Origin of the sequence: Actinoplanes sp. NPDC051411 (assembly GCF_040682075.1) — a bacterium.
Lineage (GTDB): Bacteria > Actinomycetota > Actinomycetes > Mycobacteriales > Micromonosporaceae > Actinoplanes.
In genome coordinates this window covers 38,591-61,126 of sequence record NZ_JBFBAD010000013.1, presented here as the reverse complement: position 1 = coordinate 61,126, position 22,536 = coordinate 38,591, and the positions used below count along the sequence as shown (strand labels likewise).

Below are 22,536 nucleotides of genomic sequence, written 5' to 3'. Positions count from 1 at the left end.
GCGACTTAAGTGTCGCGGTTCTAGCTGAACCGCCGACCCTCGTCCCGTCGATAGGCCCATACCGCCAATCCGGCGAGTGCGATAGTCCACGCCACCAGTGACGCGATCGAACGGGCGTCGAACGGGAAGTCGGTGACGGTCGCCCACATCAGTCGGGCCGCCCCGCCGGTCGGAACGTAGGGCGCCAGGTGCTCGACGAACCCGGGGGCCTGACCGGGCGCGGTCATCAGGCCGCCGGCGAAGGCGAGCGGGAAGAACAGCACCTGAGCGACCACGATCGCCGCCTTCTGCGGCAGGGCGTAGCCGATGGCCAGGCCCATCAGGATGAACGGGATCGCGATCACCGCGGTGACCCCGATCGCGGCCAGGAAGGCCAGTGGGGTGACCGTCGCCTTGGTGAACAGGGCCGCGATCACCAGGACCGGGAGCACGGAGAAGGCCATCATGGCGAGGCCGGCGAGGAGGCGCCCGGTGAACCGGGGAAACGCGCCGGCCGGCAGGGTGCGGAGATAGGGATCCCAGGGTTCGGCGCGATCGGCCGCGACGCCGACGCCGTACTGGAAGAGGTTGGTGCTCATCACCGCGAAAGTGATCATCGAAGCGGTCGCGTAGGTGGCGGAGACCGGATCGTCGCCGGCGAACGGGACCACGAAGGCGAGCATCGACGCGGCCGGCCAGAAGGCGCTGCCGATCACCGCGATCGGGATGCGGATCGTCTCCAGCAGCTGGTAACGGGTGTGGGTGAGAACCATGGACGACACGGCCGCCTCCTCAAGCGCTCGTGAGAGTCAGGAATGCCTCTTCCAGCGAGGTCGGCCGCACCTCGAGGTCGGCGAACTTCACGTGCTCAGCCACCAGGTCGCGGACCAGACGGTCGGCGTCGGGAGTGAGCAGGTGCAGCCGGTCGCCCTGCTGCTCCACGCCGAGCAGGCCGTCGAGGGCCGGCAGCGGGTCGGGCGAGGTGAGGCTGACCCGGCGGATGGCGACCAGGCCGCGTACCGCCTCGACGGTGTCGTCGGCGAGCACCCGGCCTCCCCCGATCACCACGACCCGCCGGGCCAGCGCCTCGATCTCGTCCAGGTAGTGGCTGGTGAGCACGACTGTGCCGCCGTCGTCGTGGAACGCGCGGATGCCGTCCCACAGCGACCGGCGGGCCGACACGTCGAGCCCGGTCGTCGGCTCGTCGAGGAAGACGATCTGCGGACGGCCGACGAACGCCAGGGCGACCGCGAGCCGTCGCTTCTGCCCGCCGGAGAGTCCACCGGTCTGACGGCGTACGAGATCGGCGAGACCGAATCGGTCGAGCAACTCGCCCCGCCCGAGCGGGTGGTCGAAATGCGCGCGGACGAAGTCGACGACCTCGCCGACGCGCAGCGAGGCGGGCAGACCTGTCTCCTGTGGAGTGACGCCCAGCCGGCGCCGGCTGGCCGGGTCGCGCGGGTCGCCGCCGCACAGCTCGACCTTGCCCGAGGTCGGCCGGCGGGTGCCGGTCAGCAGGTTGACCAGGGTGCTCTTGCCGGCGCCGTTGGGGCCGAGCAGGCCGACCAGCTCGCCGGCGTGGACGTCGAAGTTGATGTGGTCGAGGGCGAGCGTGTCGCCGTAACGGCGGGTCGCCTCGAGAGCGCGGGCCAGGATCACGACTGCTCCTTCATGACGGGGGGTTCAGCAGTGCCTGTAACGCCGCCGTGTAGTCGTCGAAGGCGAGGCGGCCACGGCGGGTGAGCTTCACGAGCGTCATCGGGGTGCGCCCGTGGTGGGTCTTGGTGACCTCGACATAGCCGGCGTCCTCGAGTTTGCGCAGGTGAACCGAGAGGTTGCCGGCGGTCATCCGGAGTGTCTCCTGCAGCCGGGGGAACGCGATGCTGTCGGCCTCGCGCATCACCGAGAGTGCGGAGACGACCCGCAGCCGAGCCTGTGCGTGGATGACCGGGTCGAGCTCGGGGATTTCGTCGGTGCCGGTCATCGCAGGCGCTTCCACCCGACCTGGCCGAGCACGAGCATCCCGCCGCCGGCCAGGACCGCCACGATCAGCGGGTGCCAGCCGACGCCGAACAGGATGCCGACGATGTTGACGGCGCTGGTCCAGGCGCCGAGAACGAAGAGATTGCGGTCGTTCCACATCGCGCCGCCGGCCATGTGCAGCGCGCCGGTGAGGGCGACCATGCCGCCGCCCCAGAGCAGGCTCTGGCGGGCGTCGGACAGCTCGTTGGTGAACTGGGCGAACACGATCGACATGCCGGCGACGGCGATCGACCAGGTCAACCCATACATCAAGCCCTGGCGGCTGGACGGCCCGGCGATGTGCCGCCCGGCCCGGCCGCCGGCGACGCCGGTGGCGATGCCGGCGCCGATCAGCAGGACGATCAGGATCGTCGACGGCAGCCAGGCCGGCATGTCGACCAGCACCCGGCCGCCCGGCGCGAAGCGCAGGAAGAGCAGGCCGAAGCCGATCAGCCAGGCGACGCCCCACGGCCAATACATCAACCGCGGGTCGGGGACGAGGGTGCGGGCCAGGTTGGCCTGCTCCTCGCGGATGAGGCGCAACGACTCGGCCGGGTCGGTGAGAGGTCTGTCGTCGTCGATCGGTGTCATGCAAAGAACTTTACCGCACAAAGTCAAAGAAGTTTGTGCCATAAAGTTCGCGACCTGGAAGGATCATGTACGTGGGAGATCTGGCGGTGCGCACCGCGCAGGCGGACGAGTTGTCCGCGATCCTGAGGTTCTGGCAGGTCGCGGGCGCGAACGAGAACCGTCCGGCCGACACGCCGGCGGCGCTGGCGGCGCTTCGCCTGCGCGACCCCGACGCTCTGCTGGTCGCCGTCGACGGCCCCGAGATCGTCGGCACGATCGTCGCCGGATGGGACGGGTGGCGCTGCCACCTCTACCGGCTCGCGGTCGCGCCCGACCGGCGGCGGGCCGGCATCGGACGCCGGCTGATCGCGGCGGCCGAGGAACGCTTCCGGGCGCTCGGCGGCGCCCGCGCCGACGCGATGGTCCTCGACGACAACGATCAGGCCCACCGCATCTGGGCCGCGGCGGGCTACACCCGGCAGAGCGAGTGGTCGCGCTGGGTGAAGCCGCTCTAGCCGGCGAGATTCCTCCGTCGCCGGACAGGTACAGGTAGGCCGCCTGCCCGGCCGGTGGAGGGAACATGACCGAGGAGCATTTCCGCGACTTCTACGCGACGCACATCGCGGACGTGTGGAGCTTCGCTCGACGCCGGACGAGTTCGGCCGCCGAAGCGGACGACCTCTGCGCGGACACGTTCGCCGTGGCGTGGCGGCGCCGCGCGGACATCCCGGTGGACGCCGGGCGGCTGTGGCTGTTCGGGGTGGCCCGGCGGGTGCTGGCCAACCATCGGCGGCAGACCGAGCGCCGGGGGCGCCTGCATCGGCGGCTGGCCCGAGACGCCGCGCCGCCGATCAGCTACGAGGACGCGGCGCCGTCCGAGACGGCCTTGTGGCGGGCGCTCGCCGCGCTCTCCGCCGGCGACCGGGAGCTGCTACTGCTGCGCGCCTGGGACGACCTCGACGTCGCCGAGATCGCGACGGTGCTGGGTATCAGCGCGGCCACCGTCTCCTCCCGCCTCTACAAGGCGCGTCGCCGGCTCGCCCGCGAACTCGAGCGGCGAGATCCGCCCGCCGGAAGACACGTACTGGATGACGACTCGACCGAACGGAGCAGGGCCGATGACCGCTCGTGACGACGCCGACCTGGCGCGACTCAGTCGGCTGGATCCCGCCCGGCCGGACGCGGCACCCGCGCCCGGCTCGCTCCGCTACGACCTCATCCTGGAGAAGGCGATGACACAGACGATCTCACCCCCGCTCCCTTCGCGGCCGGCTGCCCGCCGCGGCTTGACCTGGCGGTCCGCGGTTCTGACCGGGGCCGTAGCGGTGACGCTGGCCGCGGCCGCCACGGCCGGAGTGCTCGCCACCCGGCCCGGCAGCGCTTCGGCGGCTGTGCTGACCGCTGCCACCCGCACCGGCGAAGTCACATCACTGCGCACTGTGGACGAGTCGGTCGACGCCGGCGGTGGTCACAGCACCACCCGGGCCGAATTCAGCGGTGACGACCTCAAACTCGTGTCCCAGGACAGCATCGGCACCGACGAGCTGACCGTCGTCGGCGGCTATGCCTGGGAGAACAAGACCGAGCAGGGGCGTACGGAGAACAGCGGAAAACAGAAACTCACCCCGCAGAGCCGGCTGGCGCCGTTCGCCGAGTCGACCGAGCACGTGATCCGGGCGGCGCTGCAGGATGCCAACGTCAAAAGACTGGGTACGACCGAGATCCGCGGCAGCAAGGCCACGCACTACCGCCTGGACCTGACCGACGTCTCGCGGGCCGCGCTCACCGCTCTGCCGGAAGCCGAACTGGCCTGGTTCGACCTCGACAGCGTCCACCGGTCGGCAACGGTCGACATCTGGATCGCCGACGATCTCATTCAGCGCATCGTCGTGCACGTGCCCGACTACATGCAGTCAACGATCGACTTCTACGACTTCAACGCGCCGGTCAGCATCACCGCGCCGACCAAATGACCCACTACTACTGGTCGGACGGTGTTGTCGCGTCGAGGTAGGTGAGGACGGCCCGGACGCGGCGGTTGATGTCGTCGTCGGCGGCGAGGTCGAGCTTGGCGAAGATGGTGGTGGTGTATTTGCTGATCGCGCCCTCGCTCAGGAACAGCTGGCCGGCGATCGCGGTGTTGGACAGGCCCTCGGCCATCAGGGCGAGCACCGACCGCTCGCGTTCGGTCAATGTGGACAGCGGATCGGCTCGTTTCGGGCGCCTCAGCAGCTTGGCCACCACCGCCGGGTCGAGGGCCATCCCGCCGTCGGCGACCCGGCGCACGGTGTCCATGAACTGGTCGGCGTCGAGCACGCGGTCCTTGAGCTGATAGCCGAGGCCGCCGTTGCCGTCGGCCAGCAGTTCGCGGGCGTAGAGCTGTTCCACGTGCTGCGAGAGGATCAGCACGGGCAGGCCGGGGATCTCGCGCCGGGCGGCCAGCGCGGCCTGCAGGCCCTCGTCGGACTGGGTCGGGGGGAGGCGCACGTCGACGACCGCCACGTCGGGTCGCTCCTTGACCAGCGCGGTCAGCGTCGCCGGGCCGTTGTCGACCGCGGCCACGACCTCGTGCCCGTACGCCTGCATCAGCCGCACCAGGCCGTCGCGCAGGAGGAACAGGTCTTCCGCTATGACAATTCGCATGGCACCGCCACCGTGATCCGCGTCGGCCCGCCGGCCGGGCTGTCGATGGTCAGTGTGCCGCCGAACGCCCGGGCCCGGCGCTCCAGGCCGGCCAGGCCGGAACCGGCGCCGGCCGAAGCCCCGCCGGTGCCGTCGTCGGTCACGGTCGCGATCAGCACGCGGTCGGCATAGCCGAGATCGACTGTCACGTACGAAGCGCGGGCGTGCTTGGCCACGTTGGCCAGCAGTTCGGCGACGGCGAAGTAGACCGCCGACTCGACCGGCCGCTCGGCCCGGCCGGGCAGCGAGCCCTCGACCGAAACCTCGACCGTGGCGTCGAGGGCCAGCGCGTGTATGGCGTCGATCAGGCCGCGCTCGACCAGCACCGGCGGGTTGATGCCGCGGACGAGCGAGCGCAGTTCGGTCAGGGCGGCGACCGACGACTTGCGGGCCTCGGCCAGTAGCGCCTTGGCCGCGTCGGGATCGTTGTCGACCAGGCGCTCGGCCGCCTGCATCGTCATGCCGAGCGCGACCAGCCGGGCCTGCGCGCCGTCGTGCAGGCCGCGCTCGATGCGTTCCAGCTCGGCCGCCTGGGTCTCGGTGAGGTCGGCCCGGATCTGCTCCAGCTCCCGCACCCGCTTGCCCAGGCCGGAACTCGGGACCGGCCCGAGCAGACGGACCGCCAGCGGGCGCAGGATCCGCCACGCGAACGGCGCGGCGGCCAGGGCGGCGACGAGCAGGGCTACGGCGTACGGAAGGAGGCCCGGTGTCGCGATCAGCGTGATCCCGCCGATCAGCGCGAGCAGGGGCGAAGCCGCGATCGGCAGCACCGTGACCCCGGCGACCAGCGTCCAGAGGCCGTCCCAGTAGACCTGGGCGTCGTGGACGCGGACCTGGGACCGGGCATTGCGGCGCGCCTCGCGCTCGGACTTGTGATATTTCCTCCCGTCCCACCAGAAACCGGTCGACATGCGCGTGACCGGGGGAACCGGGCGGTATTTCGCCTCCAGCGTGAGGCCGAACCAGCGCTCGGCGAGCCGGCGGGCCGCCCGGGCGAACGCCTTGCTGGTCAGCGCGTGGACGATCCAGATCGCCGAGGCGAGCCAGACGGCCACGCCAGGAGTTGGCCGAGGCGGGCCAGCAGCCGCAGGATCAGTGGGGCGTGGAGGTCGTCGGTCCAGCGGAAGGCGAACCAGGTGCCGCCCCAGGCGACCAGGACGCAGATCGCGGGGAGCAGAACGGTGAGGCCGGCCAGGAGGACGGATCGGTAGAAACCTCGGAGCAACATCATGGATCCAGCCTCGGCGCGGGGGCACGGGCAGGATATCCCGCTGAGCCCCGCGCCGGGTGGGCCTGGACCCACTTCAGCACTCAGGACAACGGCCCCGGCAACGGTTTGGCGTGGATGACCGACAGCCGGGAGACGGCTCGCGTGAGCACGACATAGAGCCGGTTGAGTCCGCGCGCCTCGGCGGCCACGATGTCGGCCGGCTCGTGCACGATCACGTGGTCGTATTCCAGGCCCTTGACCACCGTCGCCGGGACGACCATGACCCGGGCCTCGGTGTCGACGTCGTCCGGGGTCGCGTTGTCGATGCCGGCCGCCGTGAGGTGACCGCGCAACCGGTCGACCGCGGTGTCGGCGGCGATCACCGCGACCGAGCCCTCGTGGTCGAGCGCCCGCGTCACCTCGGCCAGCGTCTCTGCGTCCAGTTGCGAGGAGTCGACCGGGATCAGAGCCAGGTCGCCGTCGCTGCGCAGCGAGACCGCCTCCGGCACGTCGACGCCGAGCGCCGGGAGCAGCCGGTTGGCCAGCTCGACGACCGCGGCCGGCACCCGGAAGCCGATCGTCAGCGGCACCACCGGCGCGTCCGGTTTGCCGAGGTGGCCGAGCGTGTCCCGCCAGTCGGCGGCGGCCCACGGCGCGGTGCCCTGGGCGAGGTCGCCGAGCAGGGTGATCGAGCCGTGTTCGCTGCGCCGGCCGATCGCGCGGGCCTGCATGGGCGAGAGGTCCTGGGCCTCGTCGACCACCACGTGGCCGAAGCTGGTCTCGCGCTCGATCAGGCCGGCCGCCTCGTCGATCAGCACCAGGTCGGCGACCGAGAACTTGGCCGACTTCACCGACTTGGGGGCCTTAGGCCAGCGGATCGCCTCGATCTCGTCGTCGGTGAGCGCGCCGGCCGCCGCGGACGGGTCGACGAGCAGGTCGACGACCAGGGACTCGGGGGTGACCGCGGGCCACGAGTGGTCGAGGAATCCGGCGACCGGCGCGATCTTGGACATCTTGCGCAGCCAGCCCTCGGTCGGGGAGTTGCCGGTGCGGTATTCGGACTGGCGCTGGAGCAGGGCGACCACGCGGGCCCGCACCCGGTCGCGGCCGGCGGCGTAGGGCAGGCCTTCGCGGCGGGCCTCGTCGACGATGCGGCGCAGCGGTTCGGTGTCGATGCGCCAGCGGTACGAACCGTCGGAAACCATGATCGGGTCGACCGGTTTGCGGAGGCGGGACCACAGGGCCTTGCGGAGCACCTCGGCCATGCGTACGTCATGTTTGACCGCCGTCGCCGCCGGCGAGTCGACCGCCCGGACCGGCACCCGGCCGATGAGGGCGTCCACTGTCGACTGCTGCACCTCGACCTCGCCGAGGGCGGGCAGCACGGCCGAGATGTAGGCCAGGAAGGCGGTGTTGGGGCCGACGATCAGCACGCCCGACCGCCGGAGCCGTTCCCGGTGCAGATAGAGCAGGAAGGCCGCGCGGTGCAGGCCGACCGCGGTCTTGCCGGTACCGGGCGCGCCCTGCACGCAGATCGAATCCTCCAGCTCGGCCCGGACGAGCTCGTCCTGCTCGGGCTGGATGGTCGCCACGATGTCGCGCATCGGCCCGACGCGGGGCCGCTCGATCTCGGCGGTCAGGATGCGGCTCCTGGTGCCCAGTTCCTCGCCCTGGTCGAGGTGCTCGTCTTCGAAGCTGGTCAGTTCGCCGCGCACGAAACCGAACCGGCGCCGGGTCGAGACGCCCTGCGGGTCGCGCACGCTGGCCCGATAGAAGGAGCGGGAGAGCGGCGCCCGCCAGTCGAGCACCATCGGCTCGCCCAGGTCGTCGGTGACGTGCCGCCGCCCGACGTGGTAGGCGGCGTCGTCGATGTCGAGGCGGCCGAAGAACAGCGGTGTGGTGGGGTCGTCGGCCAGTTCGGCCACCCGGCGGGCCATGTGGCGGCCGAGTTGCTCGGCGGTGTAGGCGTCGCCGGCGACCTTGTCGCCGGTGCTGAACAGGGCCTCGGCGCGGCCCCGCATGCGCCCGAGCGCGGCCCGGGACTCGGTGAGGTGGTGTCGTTCGGCGGCTAGCTCGGTGTCCAGGTCATTTGCGGGCACGGATCATCCTCGGGGCAGGCGGGGTGGGTGCGGTCCGGGACGCCCGCTGCGGTGCATGCTCACCACGGCCGTCAAGCGGCCATCCACGTTACGCGCCGGACACCCGCTGTCCACCGATTTTCCCGGCGCTGACAATGGAGGCGTGGCCGAGAGCAACCGGATCAGCGACCCGCGGGTGATGCGGGCGCTCGCGCATCCCGCGCGGATCGAGATCGTGGAACATCTGAACTCCACCGGCGAGGTGGTGACCGCGACCGAGTGCGCCCAGCTGGTCGGGCTCACGCCCAGCGCGACCAGCTATCACCTTCGCGAACTCGCGAAGTACGGCCTGGTCGAGCAGGCGCCGAGCCGGGGCGACGGGCGGGAGCGGGTCTGGCGCAGCACGAGCACGCACGTGCAGATCGCGGGCACGGATCAGGAGCCGGAGACGTTGGCGGCCGAGCGTGCGCTGGTCAACCTCTATCTCGACCGCGACGCGCGCCGGCTGGAGGAGTGGCTCGACCGGCACCAGCAGGAGCCGGTCGAGTGGCAGGAGGCCAGCGCGATCATGGGCAACACGCTGCTCCTGACCGTCGAGGAGCTGCGCGGTCTCAACGAGAAGGTGCGCGAACTGGTCGAGCCCTATCAGATGCGGGCTCGCCGGGCCTCTCCGCCCGACGGGGCCCGGGAGGTCAGGGTCAACTACTTGGCATTCCCGACCCCTTGAGTTCTCGAGATGTGAAGGAATAACTTCGAAGTATGTCCTTCACATCTTGGCGTGATGTGTATCTGGCCGCCGGGTCCCGCGGAGTCTCCACGTGCGGCGACTTTCTGGCCGCGACCTCGCTCGCCCTCGTGCTCCAGCAGCGCGGTCACGCCGGGATCGCGGTCTCCGGCCTGCTCATCGCCGCCGCGCTGCCGGTCGCGGTGCTGGCCCCGCTCGCCGGCCGGCTCGCCGATCGGGCCGACAGCCGCACGCTGCTGGTGGTGGCCGGGCTGCTGCAGGCCGTGGTCGCCGCGGTGCTCGCCTTCACCTCGCGGCCGATCGCGATGATCGGCCTGGTCGCGCTGCTCGCCTGTGGTCTGGCGGTCACCCAGCCGACGCTCGCCGCGCTCACCCCGGCGATGGTGCGGCCCGAGGACCTGCCCCGGGCGAGCGGCCTCGGACAGGTCGCGAGCAGCATCGGAGCGCTGGCCGGCCCGGCCCTGGCGGGCCTGCTGATCGGAACGGCCGGGCCGCGCCCGGCGCTGCTGCTCGATGCGGTCAGCTATCTCGCGCTGGTCGCGGCGGCCCTCTTGATCCGTACGCGTCGCCGCCCGCACCCTTCGGCGTCCTCGCCGGTCGTGCCCTGGCGGCTCCGCGACGACCGCACCCTGACCACCCTGTTCGTGGCCCTCTTCGTGGTGATCGCCGGCGTCAGCGCGATCAACGTCTTCGAGATCTTCTTCGTCCGCGACACGCTCGGCGGCTCGGCCACCGTGTGGGGCCTGCTCGTCGCCGCGTGGACGGCCGGCGCGCTGATCGGCTCGGCGCTCGTCTCCCGGGTGCCCAAGCGCTACTTCACCGGCCCGGTCGCGGTCGCCCTGATGGCCGCGCTGTGCCTGCCCATCGTGATCGCCGGTTCGGTCGACAACGCCGGCTGGCTGTTCCCGCTCTGGATCGCCGGCGGCACCTGCAACGGCGTACTCAACGTGATGTGCGCGGTGATCCTGGCCGAACGGGTCGTGCCGGGCGCGCGCGGACAGGCGTACGGGGTGATGAACGCCGTCGCCCAGACCGCCAACATGCTCGGTTTCATGGTCGCCGGGCCGCTGGTCGACCACTTCGGGCCCCGTCTGCTGGTCGCCGCGTGCGGGGCGGCCGGGCTGCTGGCCGCGCTCGCCTGTCTTCCGATGGTCCGTTCCGCGGTGCGACTTGCCCCACCCCTCGCCCCGGTCCTCGGGGAAACCGGGCGGGCGGGGGCTAGCGTCGAAGGATGAGCGACAGCGTCCGTCGGCCCCGGGTCGGGCACATCCAATTCCTCAACTGTCTTCCGATCTACTGGGGCCTGATGCGCTCCGGCGCTCTTCTCGACTTCGAGCTGCAGAAGGACACCCCCGACCGGCTCAACAACGCGCTGGTCGCGGGCGACCTCGACATCGGCCCGATCTCGCTGGTCGAATACCTGCGCCACGCCGACGAGCTGCTCCTGCTGCCCGACCTGGCGGTGGGCAGCGACGGGCCGGTGCTCTCGGTCAACCTGATCTCGACCAAGCCGCTGGCCTCGCTGGACAAGCGGCCGGTGGCGCTCGGCTCGACATCGCGTACGGGCGTGCTGCTGGCCCAGATGCTGCTGGCCGAGAAGTACGGCGCCGAGCCGGAGTATTTCCGGTGTCCGCCCGAGCTGACCCAGATGCTGCTGGAGGCCGACGCCGGCGTGCTGATCGGCGACCCGGCGCTGCGCGCGCTCTACGAGGCCCCCAAGAACGGGCTCGACGTGATCGACCTGGGCCAGGCCTGGCGCGAGTGGACCGGGCTGCCGATGGTGTTCGCGGTCTGGGCGGTCCGCAAGGACTTCGCGGCCGCGAATCCGGGCGCGGTCAAGGACGTGCACGAGGCGTTCCAGCGGTCGGTCGAGCTGTGCCTGGGTGAGCTCGACGAGGCGGCCGCGGCGGCCGCGCGGTGGGAGCCGTTCGACGCGGCCACGCTCGCCAACTATTTCCGGGCCCTCGACTTCTCGCTCGGCGAGCGGCAGATTGCGGGGCTTCGGGAGTTTGCGCGCCATGCCGCCGCCCGTGGTGAGGTTCCGCCCCTTCCGCCCGAAGGTCCGGTTTTCGCCGAAGTTTGATCTTCATTTCCGCAGGCCATACCCTCCTGCGGACCTTGCTCTGGGGGAAATGGCAAGCGGGGGACGGCGATTCGCCGTCCCCCGCTTGTTGCGCTCAACAGATCGCTAGCCGACCTTGTAGCTGTACGGCAGGTCGATCAGCTCGTCGCCACCCAGCGTCACCTGGCTGATCGTGTCGACGTAGAGGTGGCCCTTCACGGTCGAGCCCTTGGCGGCACCCGGCGTGATCGTCACCGTGATCGTCGCGCTCTGACCCGGCTTGAGAATCACCGGGCCGGTCGCGTCGGCGGCGGCCGTCGTGGAGCCGGCGGCCTGCTTGCCCGTGGCCTGGGCCACGTACTTGCCGGCCTTGGCGTTGGCTTCGAGCGCGGCCAGCGCGGCGTCGTCGCCCGAGCCGACCCCGAGCTGCCAGAAGTCACCGGTCGACGAGGTCACCGCGGGGTCGAAGAGCTGACCCCGGGCCACCGCGGCGGTCGAGACCGTGCCGGCCGGAGCCGGGCCGTCGAACGGGCCGGTCTGGCCGATGTCGGCGGCCCAGAGGCCCGGCGACACCTGCGGCGCCTGGACGCGGACGACCGCGCCGTTGCCCTGAGCCGAGGAGTAGAGCTCCGGCTCGCCCGAGGAGTAGAAGAGGTCCAGGTTGACCGGCTGGGTCGCCGCGGACTGAACCGTGAGCTCCTTGCTCTCCGAAGGCACCAGCCACTGCGGCAGGACGCCGGCCGGAACCGGCAGCGTGGTGGTGGCGGCGCCGCTCAGCTCGACCAGCGGCAGGTCGCCGATCGTGGTGAGGCGGGCGTCGGCGAAGTAGGTCAGCGGGGCGGCACCGGTGTTGGTCACCTTGACCGGAACCGTGACCGCCTTGCCGGCCTTCAGCGTCGAGCCGCTGGGCAGCGAGGCGCTGACCTTGACGGTGTTGAAGGTCAGCTTGCCGGTGAACGGCTGGGCGACCTCGAGACCGCTCTGCGGGTTGGTGAAGTTGAGCGACAGCAGCCAGCGGCCCGCCTGCGGGTTACGCCGGTAGATCTGCAGCGCCTTGTCGTTCACGCCCTGGCCGGTGGCGTCGGCGTAGAGGTTGCTCTGGTAGGAGTACACCTGGCCGTCGGGCGAGGTGAGCACCCCGAAGTACGTCACACCCGGGTCGGCCACGCTGACGCTGATGCCCAGGTCCTTCTTGCCGGACGGGACATCCAGGTAGTACGAGTTCGCCTGGGCGTACCCGCCGGCGCCCGAGCGGCCGTTACCGCCGGTCAGGACACCGCTGAAGGTGTTGCTGGCGGCGGTGGTCGGGATCACCGTGCGGGCGGTCAGCGGCACCGAGGTGGTCTGGCCGAGCGGCGTCTTCAGCTGCACCGAGGCGCTCACGTCGCCCGGGTTCTTCGGCAGCCTGGTGGTGACCTTCACGGTGCCGGTCGCACCCGGCGCCAGCGACAGCGACGACGGCGACACCGAGCCGAAGCCGGTGAAGTTCGACGTGGTCGCCTGCCACTTGAGCGGCCCGTTGAAGCCCGACGACTTCGGGACGGCGAAGTACGCCGTCCAGGTGCCGAAGGCCGGGTAGTGAACGTCGATGTCCGAGAAGTTGCCGGCACCCTGCGGGATCGAGTACGCCTGGTAGGTGCCCTGCGGGTCGATCAGGATGATGCGCGACGCGCCCGGGGCGGAGGCACCCGCGATCGAGACGTCGAGCCGGTCGGCGCCCAGGCCCACCTTGAACTTCTGCGACACGTAGCTCCGCGGGATGCCGACCTGGTCGATGTAGGCCGGTGCCGTCGCCGTGTTCAGGGTGACGGTGCCGGACTGGGTGCTCGACGCGCCGCCGAGCGTCCGGGTCGACAGGTTGATCCGCTGGGTGTTGGGGCTGACGTTGGTGATCGTCAGCTTGGAGGTCGTGGTGCTGCCCGGCTGCCCGTCGGTGACCAGCTGGGTCTTGTCGACGACCAGCGAGGAGCCCTGCGCCTTCGGCGAGCCGTTGCTGTCCTTCCAGCTCAGCGCCGCCTTGACCGCGGCCAGCGTGTTGAGCTGTCCGGCGCCCTGCTCGTAGGCCGGGTGGCCGAGGTCGGTCGCGGTGCTGGTGAGCAGCCGCTTGACCAGGGCCGGGGCCGGACGGACACCGTGGTGGGTGCTCTCGTAGGCCTGGATGACCAGGGCCGCGGCACCGGCGGTGAACGGCGAGGACTGGCTGGTGCCTCCGAAGTTCTGGATCGAGGCCGGCGCGCCCTTGTAGTCGACGCAGTCCTCGTAGATCGCGGTGTTCGGGGTGCAGAGCGCCCATCCGAGATCGCCGGGGGCGGCCAGGTCGGGCACCCGCCCGTGCGAGGTCACGCCGCCCGAGCTCAGGCCGGAGATGTTGCCGTCGGCCCAGGTCCCGTTGGAGAACGGGAAGCCGGAGGAACCGGTCTGGGCGTACGACTGGAACGTTGTGGTCGCCGCGACACCGATCACCTTGGCGTCGCTGGCCGGCGAGCCGATGGTGCCGGTCGTGCCGGCGTCACCGGTGCTCGCCACGACCGTCACGCCCGCGTCCACGGCCGCGTCGTCGGCCAGCGAGATCGGGTCGTTGCCCAGGTCGGGGAACGGGTTGCCACCGAACGACTCGTTGATGACGTCGACGTTGGCGTCGTTCACCGCGTAGTCGAGCGCCTGGATGAAGCGCGAGGTCGGAGCGGTGTTCGAGTTGCCGAAGACCTTCAGTCCGACCAGGCTCGCGCCGGGGGCGATACCCCGTACGGTGATCGTGCAGCCCGCGGGCAGCGGGTGCGCCGGGTTGACGAAGTCGGCCAGGTCGTACGAGTGCAGACCCTGGGCCGCGATCGAGCTGGCGTCGCCGAATGCCTCGGCGGCCGAGCTCGGAGCGTCCGGGCCCTCGCTCGAGAAGTCCTTGTAGTCGACGAAGACGTGGCTGCCGTCGGCCCGGATGAAGTCCGGGTTGTTGATGTCGAGGCCGTCGGCGAGGAACGCCACCTTGACACCCTTGCCGGTGGCGAGCGACTGGGCCTGCGGCGTCGCCGGGTTGCTGAACGCGGTGTCGGTCGTCTGCAGCGCCTCGGGTTCGAGCAGCGGCTTGGACGGGTCGGACGGGCAGATCGGGGAGGCCACACTCGACTGCTCGGCCCCCTTGACCGGCGCGGTCGCGTCGGATCCGGTCGGTGCCTTGCTGATCGGCAGGTCGGGGTAGACCGCGGCGACCGTCGGGTCGGCGGTCAGGGCCGAGATCTGCGCGGTTGTCGCGGTCGCGGCGATCGCATTGACGCTGGTGAAGCCGCGGACGTCGCGCATGCCGGCGGACTTGGCCCGGGTGATGACCGGTGCCTGGTCCTTCTTGTCGGCCTGAGCGCGGGGCGAGTTCGCACTACGCGTGAACGAGAGTTCCTTGTGCTGGTTGCGCAGCATCACGATGACGCCGCGAGCCGGCTGGCCGGCGGTGGCCGGCAGCTTGACTACGGGGGGTGCCGCGAGCGCCGCCGCCGGATAGGCGGCGGCGGTCAGCACCCCGAGGGAAACGAGAGATGCCGTAAGCACCCCTCTTGCCGGAAATGGCATGTAGTGCTCCTCGCATACGACGACCGGGAGGAACCCCCGTTTCCCCCCGTTGATCCACGCCGGAGCATTGATCGTTGTATGCAAATGCGCAAGGGCCATTTGTCACGGGTATCGGCGTCAGTGGATGCAAAAAAGTGGGCGGCCTGGGGCAAAAACCCCGGGCCGCCCACTGTCTGCTGTGGTCAGTTCAACAGGCTGTCGAGCGCCGCGACGTCGTCGGCGCTCAGCGGCCAGGCTCCGGCCGCCGCGTTGGCCTGGATCTGCTCGGCGCTCGTCGCGCCCGCGATCACGCTGGCGACCGCCGGGCGCGCGGCGAGACCCGCGATCGCGACATCGAGCAGGCTGTGGCCGCGCTCGGCGCCGAACGCGGTGAGCGCCTCGATGGTGTCCCAGTCGGCGTCGTCCAGCCAGCGCTGGTAGCGCTCCTGCGACAGGCGGGTGCCGGCGGCCGGGCGCTCGCCGCGCCGGTATTTGCCGCTCAGCAGGCCGCTGTCGAGCGGGAAGAACGGCAGGAAACCGAGTCCGAAGTGCTCGCAGGCCGGCACGACCTCGTCCTCGACCTCGCGGTGCAGCAGGCTGTACTGGTTCTGCGCGCTGATGAACGGGGTCAGGCTGCCGGCGCTCGCCGTCCAGTGGGCGTCCGCGATCTGCCACCCGCCGAAGTTGGAGTTTCCCAGGTAACGAACCTTGCCCGAACGCACCAGGTCGTCGAGGGCGGCCAGGGTCTCGTCGATCGGGGTGCCCTCGTCGGGCCGGTGCATCTGGTAAAGGTCGATGTAATCGGTCTCGAGACGCCGCAGCGAGGCCTCGGCCGCCCGCACGATGTAGCGCCGCGAGCCGCGCGCGTCGAAGTCGTTGCCGTTGATGCCCTCCATGTCCATGCCGAACTTGGTGGCGAGCACGATCTCGTCCCGGCGGCCCTTGAGTGCGGCGCCCAGCACCTCCTCGGAGGCGCCGTGCGGGGTGCCGTAGACGTCGGCGGTGTCGAACAGCGTGATCCCGGCGTCGAACGCGGCGTCGACGACCTCACGCGTGCCGTCGGCGTCCAGCTTGCGGCCGAAGTTGTTGCAGCCCAGGCCCACGACGGAGACGACCAGGCCGGAGGCGCCCAGCCGGCGGTAGCTCATGTCACTCATGATCCGACCCTATGCCCGAATGTCCCTGCCTTGCCCTGCGGACGTTCGACATCGGCCCGCATCTATTGACACACGTAGTTAACAGATTCGAGTGTGCGTGAGAGCGCTCTCAACTCGAGAAGAGGTGTTCCGTGCGTACCGTCCTCCGCGCACTCGCGGCCCTGGCCCTGACCATCCCGGTCGCCGCGGCCGTCGCCCCGCCGGCCGCCCAGGCCGTCGGCCCCGACATCCTCCCGGTTACCTTCACCAACAACACCGGCCGCGCCGACGCGGTCTACCTCTACGTGATCGGCACCCAGCTCTCCAGCGGCCGCCTCGGCTACGTCAACCAGGCCGGCACCTTCACCGCGTGGAGCGGCGGCCAGATTCCCCCGTCGCCCGCGCCCGACGTCTCGATCGCCGGGCCGGGCAACGGCGGCAACACGACCATCCGCTTCCCGCGCAACTTCTCCGGCCGGGTCTACTTCTCGCTCGGCGAGAAGCTCAAGTTCTTCCTCACCCCGGACGGCCTGGTGCAGCCCGCACCCTGGGCCACGGGCGACGCCAACCAGAACATCCTGTTCGACTGGAGCGAGTTCACCTACAACGACTCCGGGCTGTGGCTGAACAGCTCGCAGGTCGACATGTTCGCGATCCCGCACGCGGTCACCGTGACCAACTCGGCCGGCGTCACCAAGCGCACCGGCGACCCGGTCGCCAACGGCCGCACCAACGTGATCAACACGATTAAGGGGACGGCCGGCTGGTCCAGCCTGGTCTACACCCGCCCGTCGGACGGAACGGTGCTGCGCGTGCTCTCGCCCGGCAAGACGAGCAACACGTTCCTCGACTCGTACATCAACTCGGCGTGGAACGCGTACGGCTCGAAGACGCTGACCGTGGTGCCGTTCAGCGACCAGCCCAACACCAGATACTTCGGGCACACCTCGGGCAACACGATGGTCTTCACCAACTCGTCCGGCGCCCAGGTGGCGTCGTTCAACAAGCCGTCGTCGGCCAGCGTCTTCGGCTGCGCGGGCGACCTGCCGGCCCCCAACGACCAGGTGGTCGGGCCGATTTCCCGTACGCTCTGCGCCGGCCTCAACCGCGGCACGCTCGGCACCGTCGACACCCAGCCGGACGGCAACGCGGCCGACTTCTACAAGAACAACCCGACCAACGTCTACGCCAAGACGATCCACGCCAACATGGCGGACGGGCGGGCGTACGCGTTCCCCTTCGACGACGTGTCCGACTTCGCGTCGATCGTCAACGACGGCGACCCGCGCTCGGCCGGCATCACGCTCTCGCCGTTCACCGGCGGCGGAGGCACCACGACGCCGCCGCCGGCCTCCGGGACGTCGCTGATCAGCAGCCTCAACAACCGGTGCGTCGACGTGCCGAGCTCGAACTTCGTCGACGGCGCCCAGCTGCAGATGTGGGACTGCAACAACAGCAGCGCCCAGAAGTGGACCTTCAGCGGCGGGGCGCTGCTGAGCCAGAACGGCAAGTGCATGGACGTCGCGGCCGGCTCGACGGCGAACGGGGCGGTCGTCCAGCTCTACACCTGCAACGGGACGGGCGCGCAGCAGTGGGTGCTGAGCGCGGCCGGTGACCTGGTCAACCCCCAGTCCAACCGGTGCCTGGACATCAAGGACGTCAACGCGAACGCCGGCGCCAAGCTCCAGCTCTGGGACTGCGCCGGCACCGCCAACCAGAAGTGGCGCCAGGGCTGACGTCATCCGTCGGCCGGTGCGCCCTCCGGTTGGTGGGCGGCACCGGCCGCGCGGGCGGCATCCACGATGCCCTGCAGGGCGGCCAGGTGGCGATCCAGCCGCACCCGGCCGTCGCCGGTGGCCCGCAGCCACGTGCGCGGGGTCTTGCCCACGTAGCCCTTTCGAACCTCGACGTAGCCGGACCCGGACAGGGTCGTGACCTGCTTGGACAGTGCCGGATCGGTCAGCTCGGCGGTGTCGCGGACGAAGCCGAACTCGCACCAGTCGGCACCGGCCAGCAGCGACACGATGCCGAGCCGGGTCGGGTCGAGCAGCAGGGGGTCGAGATCCGAGTTGCCCGGCAGCGCCCGGCGCCGCGGGCTCACCGCATGCCTCGCATCAGGTAGTGCCGGGTGACCCGGTCGACCAGCCAGGTGAACGGCATCATCAAGATCGCGAACGCCACGCCGTAGACCGTAATGGTGTGGCGGACGGCCCACGCCGGTGCGCCGACGCCGGCGAGCGGATGGTCGTTGTCGAGGAGCAGCAGACTGCCGATCACGACGATCAGCATGGCCGCCCGGAGGGCGATCCGGGTGTGCCGGGGAACGACATCGGTCGCGGCCGAGACCCGCAGGCCGAACCGGGAACGGACCCGCAGTCGCAGGCCCGGCGCCCATTGGCCCAGTGCGTAGAGAAACGCGATCGCGAGGGCCACGCCGAACCCGACCTTCGGCACGAAGTCCTCGAGGGCGAACAGGGTCACCGTGTAGACGAACAGGGTCGGGTAGATCCAGAGCGGCCGCCGAGTCGCGTCGGCCAGTGCTCGCCGCCCAGCCGCGGCGGTCTGCAGGTCGCGGGCGGCGTCCGCCGGGTCCATCGAGGCGTTCACGATCTCTCCCCCTTCGCTCAAGTACTTGCCTGAAAAGAAACTACCTCGACGGTTTCCTATCAGGCAAGTGCTTGCCGATGAGTTATCGGGAGTCGTCCGGCGCGCCGAGCGACCGGTACGCCGGCCGTAGCAGGTCGACCAGCGGGATGTGGCGGATCTTGACCGGCGGCGGGTCGAGGGCGCGCAGCAGCAACTCGGGCGGCGTCGTGATGCGGGACGGTCGTTCCCGCAGGCGGCTCAGGCTCAGCGCCGGGGTATAGAAGTCGGCCAGGCGGGTGTCCAGCGGCTCCTCGTCGACCGCCAGTGGGTCGATCTCGGGCAGCGGCTCCGGGGTGCCCCGCAACGCGTCCAGCAGCTGCTCGCGGTCGCGTCCGCGCCAGGCCAGCACCAGGAACGGGTCGTCGTCGAATGCCTCGGCCAGCACGTAGAGCACGGCCGAACCGTGCTTGCAGGGGACGCCCCAGTCCGGGCAGTTGCACCGGATGTCGAGCTGATCCGGGAACAACGGCAGCTCGTGGTCGTCGAAAAGCTCGACGATCTCGTGCGGCATCGTGCCGGCCAGGAGCGCCGCCCGGTACAGGGCCTGGGCTCCGAGCGCCGACGTGACCGTGGCCCACTGTGCTTCGTCGAAGGCCGAGATGTCGATCGTCACCGCGTACGGCTGGGGGCGTGACCCCTGCACCCGGCCGGTGACCCGCCCGGGCCGGAGGGTGAAGTCGAGCACCTGGCCCTTGCGGGCGTAGGTCCGCCCCCGCGCGAGGCGGCCGCCGTCGCAGACCTGTTCGAGCACGTCGACGAACTTCCGGGACCACCACTGCGAACCGATCTGACCGCGTTTGGCGCGCACCGCGAGGCCGCCGTCGACCTCGATCGGCTTGCCGTAGTCCGAGAAGTCGCGAGGCATCTCAGCGCACCGCCGCCGGGTCGAGCGCGAACAGGTCGCGCAGCTGGTCGGTGTCGAGGTCGGTGATCCAGTCCTCGCCGGTGCCGACGACCGAGGAGGCCAGCGCCTTCTTCCGCTCGATCATCGCGTCGATCTTCTCCTCGAGCGTGCCGGTGCAGATGAACTTGCGGACCTGCACGTCGCGCGACTGCCCAATGCGGAACGCCCGGTCGGTTGCCTGGTCCTCGACCGCCGGGTTCCACCAGCGGTCGAAGTGGATGACGTGGTTGGCCGCGGTCAGGTTGAGGCCGGTGCCGGCCGCCTTCAGCGACAGCAGGAACAGCATCGGCTCGTCGTCGGTCTGGAAGCGCTCGACCATCTCGTCCCGCCGGGCCTTCGACAGTCCACCGTGGAGCCAGAGCACCGGGCGGTCGAGGTGCGCGGCGAGGTAGGGCTGCAGCAGTGAGCCCCACTCGGCGTACTGGGTGAAGACCAGGGCCTTGTCGGCGTCCTCGATGATCTCGGCCGCCAGCTCCTCGAGCCGGGCCAGCTTGCCGGAGCGGCCGGGCAGCCGGGAGCCGTCCTTGAGCAGGTGGACCGGGTGGTTGCAGACCTGCTTGAGCTTGGTCATCGCGGCCAGCACGTTGCCCCGGCGCTGGATGCCCTCGCTGCCGTCGATCGCGTCCATCATGTCCTCGACGACCGCCTGATAGAGGGTGGCCTGCTCGCCGGTGAGCGTGCACCACACCTTCATCTCGTTCTTCTCCGGCAGGTCCGAGATGATCGTCTTGTCGGTCTTGAGCCGGCGCAGCACGAACGGCCCGGTCGCGCGTTTCAGCGCCGCGGCCGCGTCGGCATCCTGGCGGACCTCGATCGGCTCCTGGAATCGGCGGCGGAAACGTTTGGCCGGCCCGAGCAGGCCCGGGTTGCAGAAGTCCATGATGGACCACAGCTCGGCCAGGTGGTTTTCGACCGGGGTGCCGGTCAGGGCCAGCCGGGTGCGGGCCGGGATCGCCCGCACCGCCTGGGCCTGGCGGGTGCCACTGTTCTTGATCGCCTGGGCTTCGTCGCAGACCACCCGGCCCCAGCCGACCTCCCGCAAGACCGACAGATCGCGCGTCGCGGTGCCGTATGTGGTGATGACCAGGTCCACATCGTCGGAGATGTCATCGCGGCGGCGCGTGACGCCGTGATGGACGTACACCCGCAAACCGGGCGTGAATCGCGCTGCCTCCTTCTGCCAGTTGCTCACCAGAGACATAGGACAGATGAGTAAGGTCGGCGGCACGTCGTCGGAGACCGCGCGCTCGGCCAGGAGCAGCGAAAGCGTCTGCGCCGTCTTCCCGAGACCCATGTCGTCGGCGAGGATGCCGCCCAGCCCCAGCCGGGCCAGGAAGTGCAACCACGACAGCCCGCGCTCCTGATAGGGCCGCAGCGTGCCGAGAAACCCGGCCGGCGTGGCCAGCGGGGTCAGCCGCTCGGCCGCCTGCCCGCTGAGCAGATCACCCAGCTCGCCGTCCGCGTCCACCTCGACCAGCGGCAGATCCTCGTCGCCGCCGTCGATCACCTGCTGCAGCACCTCGCCCGCGGTGACCGACCCGTCGCGCCGGCGGTCGACCGCCTTCAGCGCGGCTTTGAGCTGCCGATCGTCGAGCTCGACCCACTGCCCGCGCACCCGCACCAGCGGCACCTTGGCCCGGGCCAGCTCGGCCAGCTCCTCGGCGGACACGACGCCGTCGCCGATCACCAGGTCGATCCGGAAGTCGACCAGCTGCTCGAGCCCGAAACCGGAACTCGCGGCCGCCCGGGACGAAGGCGTCTTGGACCGGGTGGTGAGCTTGAGCCCGACCGCCTTGCGCCCGGCCCAGGTGGGCAACTGCACACCGAAGCCGGCCGCCTGCAGCAGGGGCGCCGCCTGGCGCAGGAACTCGTGCGCCTCGCCGGTGTCCAGCGTCATCCGGTCGGGCTGCTGATCGAGAAGGGAGAGGTGCAGCAGCGGGAACAGCCGGACCGCCCGGCCCAGACCGGCCAGCAGCGTCTCGTCGGGCCGCTGCGGCAACCCGGGGAAGCGCCCGCCCTCCCACATCTCGGCCGCCGGCAGATAGAGGCTCGGATCCTCGGCCGACTGCAGCGCGAACTCGAGACCCCACTCGTCGGTCTCCGGTCCCGGCTCGCTCAGCCGGAAGCTGACCCGGATCGGCCCGTTCGCCTCGTGGGCCGCGCGCAGCCAGTCGCTCATCGCCTCGGCGAGCGAGCGGACCTCGTCCGGCTTGGCCCCGGGCAGGCTCGGATCGGGGTCGGTCAGGGCGGCGATCCACCGGTCGGGCAGCGGGCCGCGCGGGCCGGTGCGGTGCCCGTGCAGGATGCGCTCGGGCAGCAGCGCGCGGGCGGCGCCGTCGATCAGGGCGTCGAGGGCGTCACGCAGGGTGCGGCCGGTCCCGGCCCCGGTCGCCCGGACCACCGGCGGCAGCGCGGCGGCGAAGTCGCGGTAGGCGGCGGCGTCGGCCCCGGTGATCACCGGACGCCAGCGTGCGGCGGGCACACCGCCCTCGATCACCAGCTGGGGCAGCATGCGGCCGCGGAGGGCCAGGTCGTAGGCGTGGGTGGCGAGCACCCCGAGATAACGCAGGGAGGCGGCGGGCTGCCAGAACCCGTCCGGGTCGGGCTCGGCGAGCTGGGCCAGGGCGGCCAGGGCCGCGTCACCGGGCATGAGCAGGGCCGGGACGGCCCACTCTTTCAGCCGTACGCCGCGGGACGGCGCCTCGCCGCCCGTCTCGGGCGAGGGCACCGGCCCCTTGGAGGTTCCCGGCAGATGAAGTGTCAGCGTCTCGAAAGTGGCCTGATCGACCGCCTCGCCCAGCAGCTCGGCCAGTGACTCGGCCGGCTCGGCGAACGGGTGCGGGAGCTGCCTGGCCCGACTCGGTGAAGCCGGCGAATCGGTCGCCGGCCGCTCGGCCCAGAGCGCGAGCCGCCCCGGCCGATCGGTGCCCGGCACCCAGCCGCCCTGTACGAATACCACGCC

Annotated in this window: 21 protein-coding genes; 7 read left to right on the top strand and 14 right to left on the bottom strand. The window is 70.8% G+C overall.

Features of this window, described 5'->3' with window-relative positions; translation table 11 throughout:
• Positions 1–20: 20 nt before the first annotated feature.
• The 4 genes from AB0M88_RS09910 to AB0M88_RS09895 are packed head-to-tail and all read right to left on the bottom strand — an operon-like array spanning position 21 to position 2,592.
• Positions 21–752: an ABC transporter permease gene (locus tag AB0M88_RS09910; protein WP_364098423.1), complete on the bottom strand. Its 732-nt coding sequence runs from the start codon at positions 750–752 to the stop codon at positions 21–23.
• A 19-nt stretch (positions 753–771) separates the two neighbouring features.
• Positions 772–1,638: an ABC transporter ATP-binding protein gene (locus AB0M88_RS09905; RefSeq protein WP_364098234.1), complete on the bottom strand. Its 867-nt coding sequence runs from the start codon at positions 1,636–1,638 to the stop codon at positions 772–774.
• 10 nt (positions 1,639–1,648) lie between these two features.
• Positions 1,649–1,963: a transcriptional regulator gene (locus AB0M88_RS09900; RefSeq protein ID WP_364098231.1), complete on the bottom strand. Its 315-nt coding sequence runs from the start codon at positions 1,961–1,963 to the stop codon at positions 1,649–1,651.
• Positions 1,960–2,592 (bottom strand): transporter, encoded by a 633-nt coding sequence (locus tag AB0M88_RS09895; RefSeq protein WP_364098228.1) that lies wholly within the window; start codon positions 2,590–2,592, stop codon positions 1,960–1,962. The genes AB0M88_RS09900 and AB0M88_RS09895 overlap by 4 nt, the downstream gene beginning before the upstream one ends.
• A 65-nt stretch (positions 2,593–2,657) precedes the next feature.
• Here AB0M88_RS09895 and AB0M88_RS09890 point away from each other — a divergent pair, with 65 nt between their 5' ends.
• The 3 genes from AB0M88_RS09890 to AB0M88_RS09880 all read left to right on the top strand — a co-directional run bounded on the left by AB0M88_RS09890 (position 2,658) and on the right by AB0M88_RS09880 (position 4,544).
• Positions 2,658–3,086 carry a GNAT family N-acetyltransferase gene (locus tag AB0M88_RS09890; protein ID WP_364098225.1) on the top strand — a complete coding sequence of 143 codons (429 nt, stop codon included), beginning with the start codon at positions 2,658–2,660 and terminating at the stop codon, positions 3,084–3,086.
• A 65-nt stretch (positions 3,087–3,151) separates the two neighbouring features.
• A complete protein-coding gene (locus AB0M88_RS09885; RefSeq protein ID WP_364098222.1) occupies positions 3,152–3,703 on the top strand; it encodes a sigma-70 family RNA polymerase sigma factor in 552 nt (183 codons plus the stop codon).
• Complete coding sequence (locus tag AB0M88_RS09880; RefSeq protein WP_364098219.1) at positions 3,690–4,544, top strand: hypothetical protein; 855 nt, start codon at positions 3,690–3,692, stop codon at positions 4,542–4,544. The genes AB0M88_RS09885 and AB0M88_RS09880 overlap by 14 nt, the downstream gene beginning before the upstream one ends.
• A gap of 7 nt (positions 4,545–4,551) precedes the next feature.
• On the opposite strand, the gene AB0M88_RS09875 is transcribed toward AB0M88_RS09880, so the two are convergent.
• The 4 genes from AB0M88_RS09875 to AB0M88_RS09860 all read right to left on the bottom strand — a co-directional run bounded on the left by AB0M88_RS09875 (position 4,552) and on the right by AB0M88_RS09860 (position 8,562).
• Complete coding sequence (locus AB0M88_RS09875) at positions 4,552–5,214, bottom strand: response regulator transcription factor (protein WP_364098216.1); 663 nt, start codon at positions 5,212–5,214, stop codon at positions 4,552–4,554.
• The gene (locus AB0M88_RS09870; protein WP_364098213.1) at positions 5,199–6,308 is read right to left on the bottom strand and encodes a histidine kinase; all 1,110 of its coding nucleotides are present in this window, start codon (positions 6,306–6,308) and stop codon (positions 5,199–5,201) included. The genes AB0M88_RS09875 and AB0M88_RS09870 overlap by 16 nt, the downstream gene beginning before the upstream one ends.
• Positions 6,263–6,484 carry a hypothetical protein gene (locus AB0M88_RS09865; RefSeq protein WP_364098210.1) on the bottom strand — a complete coding sequence of 74 codons (222 nt, stop codon included), beginning with the start codon at positions 6,482–6,484 and terminating at the stop codon, positions 6,263–6,265. The genes AB0M88_RS09870 and AB0M88_RS09865 overlap by 46 nt, the downstream gene beginning before the upstream one ends.
• Positions 6,485–6,564: 80 nt before the next feature.
• Positions 6,565–8,562, bottom strand: a complete 1,998-nt coding sequence (locus tag AB0M88_RS09860; protein ID WP_364098207.1) for an AAA family ATPase — start codon at positions 8,560–8,562, stop codon at positions 6,565–6,567.
• A gap of 142 nt (positions 8,563–8,704) precedes the next feature.
• Between AB0M88_RS09860 and AB0M88_RS09855 the strand changes: the two genes are divergently transcribed.
• Genes AB0M88_RS09855 through AB0M88_RS09845 form a run of 3 tightly spaced genes read left to right on the top strand, consistent with a single transcriptional unit; the run spans position 8,705 to position 11,369 of the window.
• Positions 8,705–9,268, top strand: coding sequence for a helix-turn-helix domain-containing protein (locus AB0M88_RS09855; protein ID WP_364098204.1), 564 nt, complete (start codon positions 8,705–8,707; stop codon positions 9,266–9,268).
• 32 nt (positions 9,269–9,300) lie between these two features.
• Positions 9,301–10,521 carry an MFS transporter gene (locus AB0M88_RS09850; RefSeq protein ID WP_364098201.1) on the top strand — a complete coding sequence of 407 codons (1,221 nt, stop codon included), beginning with the start codon at positions 9,301–9,303 and terminating at the stop codon, positions 10,519–10,521.
• A complete protein-coding gene (locus AB0M88_RS09845) occupies positions 10,518–11,369 on the top strand; it encodes a menaquinone biosynthesis protein (RefSeq protein WP_364098198.1) in 852 nt (283 codons plus the stop codon). Before AB0M88_RS09850 ends, AB0M88_RS09845 begins: the two co-directional genes overlap by 4 nt.
• Positions 11,370–11,474: 105 nt before the next feature.
• Here AB0M88_RS09845 and AB0M88_RS09840 read toward each other — a convergent pair whose 3' ends face one another.
• Positions 11,475–14,888 carry a S8 family serine peptidase gene (locus AB0M88_RS09840; protein WP_364098195.1) on the bottom strand — a complete coding sequence of 1,138 codons (3,414 nt, stop codon included), beginning with the start codon at positions 14,886–14,888 and terminating at the stop codon, positions 11,475–11,477.
• A gap of 203 nt (positions 14,889–15,091) precedes the next feature.
• Positions 15,092–16,045, bottom strand: coding sequence for an aldo/keto reductase (locus tag AB0M88_RS09835; protein WP_364098192.1), 954 nt, complete (start codon positions 16,043–16,045; stop codon positions 15,092–15,094).
• A 131-nt stretch (positions 16,046–16,176) separates the two neighbouring features.
• Between AB0M88_RS09835 and AB0M88_RS09830 the strand changes: the two genes are divergently transcribed.
• Positions 16,177–17,760 carry a beta-1,3-glucanase family protein gene (locus AB0M88_RS09830; protein ID WP_364098189.1) on the top strand — a complete coding sequence of 528 codons (1,584 nt, stop codon included), beginning with the start codon at positions 16,177–16,179 and terminating at the stop codon, positions 17,758–17,760.
• Positions 17,761–17,762: 2 nt separating this feature from the next.
• Here the strand turns inward: AB0M88_RS09830 and AB0M88_RS09825 are convergent, their stop codons facing one another.
• The 4 genes from AB0M88_RS09825 to AB0M88_RS09810 form a co-directional block, all read right to left on the bottom strand.
• Positions 17,763–18,125 (bottom strand): transcriptional regulator, encoded by a 363-nt coding sequence (locus AB0M88_RS09825; RefSeq protein WP_364098186.1) that lies wholly within the window; start codon positions 18,123–18,125, stop codon positions 17,763–17,765.
• Positions 18,122–18,631: a hypothetical protein gene (locus AB0M88_RS09820; RefSeq protein ID WP_364098184.1), complete on the bottom strand. Its 510-nt coding sequence runs from the start codon at positions 18,629–18,631 to the stop codon at positions 18,122–18,124. Before AB0M88_RS09820 ends, AB0M88_RS09825 begins: the two co-directional genes overlap by 4 nt.
• A gap of 82 nt (positions 18,632–18,713) precedes the next feature.
• Positions 18,714–19,535, bottom strand: coding sequence for an SWIM zinc finger family protein (locus AB0M88_RS09815; protein WP_364098181.1), 822 nt, complete (start codon positions 19,533–19,535; stop codon positions 18,714–18,716).
• A gap of 1 nt (position 19,536) precedes the next feature.
• On the bottom strand, positions 19,537–22,533 hold the full coding sequence (locus AB0M88_RS09810; protein WP_364098178.1) for a DEAD/DEAH box helicase: 2,997 nt from the start codon (positions 22,531–22,533) through the stop codon (positions 19,537–19,539).
• Positions 22,534–22,536: the final 3 nt, after the last annotated feature.

Coding starts and splice junctions, on each gene's coding strand:
- AB0M88_RS09910 (WP_364098423.1), bottom strand. CDS start 752: ATGGTTCTCACCCACACCCGTTACCAGCTGCTGGAGACGATCCGCATC.
- AB0M88_RS09900 (WP_364098231.1), bottom strand. CDS start 1,963: ATGACCGGCACCGACGAAATCCCCGAGCTCGACCCGGTCATCCACGCA.
- AB0M88_RS09895 (WP_364098228.1), bottom strand. CDS start 2,592: ATGACACCGATCGACGACGACAGACCTCTCACCGACCCGGCCGAGTCG.
- AB0M88_RS09890 (WP_364098225.1), top strand. CDS start 2,658: ATGTACGTGGGAGATCTGGCGGTGCGCACCGCGCAGGCGGACGAGTTG.
- AB0M88_RS09885 (WP_364098222.1), top strand. CDS start 3,152: ATGACCGAGGAGCATTTCCGCGACTTCTACGCGACGCACATCGCGGAC.
- AB0M88_RS09880 (WP_364098219.1), top strand. CDS start 3,690: ATGACCGCTCGTGACGACGCCGACCTGGCGCGACTCAGTCGGCTGGAT.
- AB0M88_RS09875 (WP_364098216.1), bottom strand. CDS start 5,214: ATGCGAATTGTCATAGCGGAAGACCTGTTCCTCCTGCGCGACGGCCTG.
- AB0M88_RS09865 (WP_364098210.1), bottom strand. CDS start 6,484: ATGATGTTGCTCCGAGGTTTCTACCGATCCGTCCTCCTGGCCGGCCTC.
- AB0M88_RS09850 (WP_364098201.1), top strand. CDS start 9,301: ATGTCCTTCACATCTTGGCGTGATGTGTATCTGGCCGCCGGGTCCCGC.
- AB0M88_RS09845 (WP_364098198.1), top strand. CDS start 10,518: ATGAGCGACAGCGTCCGTCGGCCCCGGGTCGGGCACATCCAATTCCTC.
- AB0M88_RS09835 (WP_364098192.1), bottom strand. CDS start 16,045: ATGAGTGACATGAGCTACCGCCGGCTGGGCGCCTCCGGCCTGGTCGTC.
- AB0M88_RS09815 (WP_364098181.1), bottom strand. CDS start 19,535: ATGCCTCGCGACTTCTCGGACTACGGCAAGCCGATCGAGGTCGACGGC.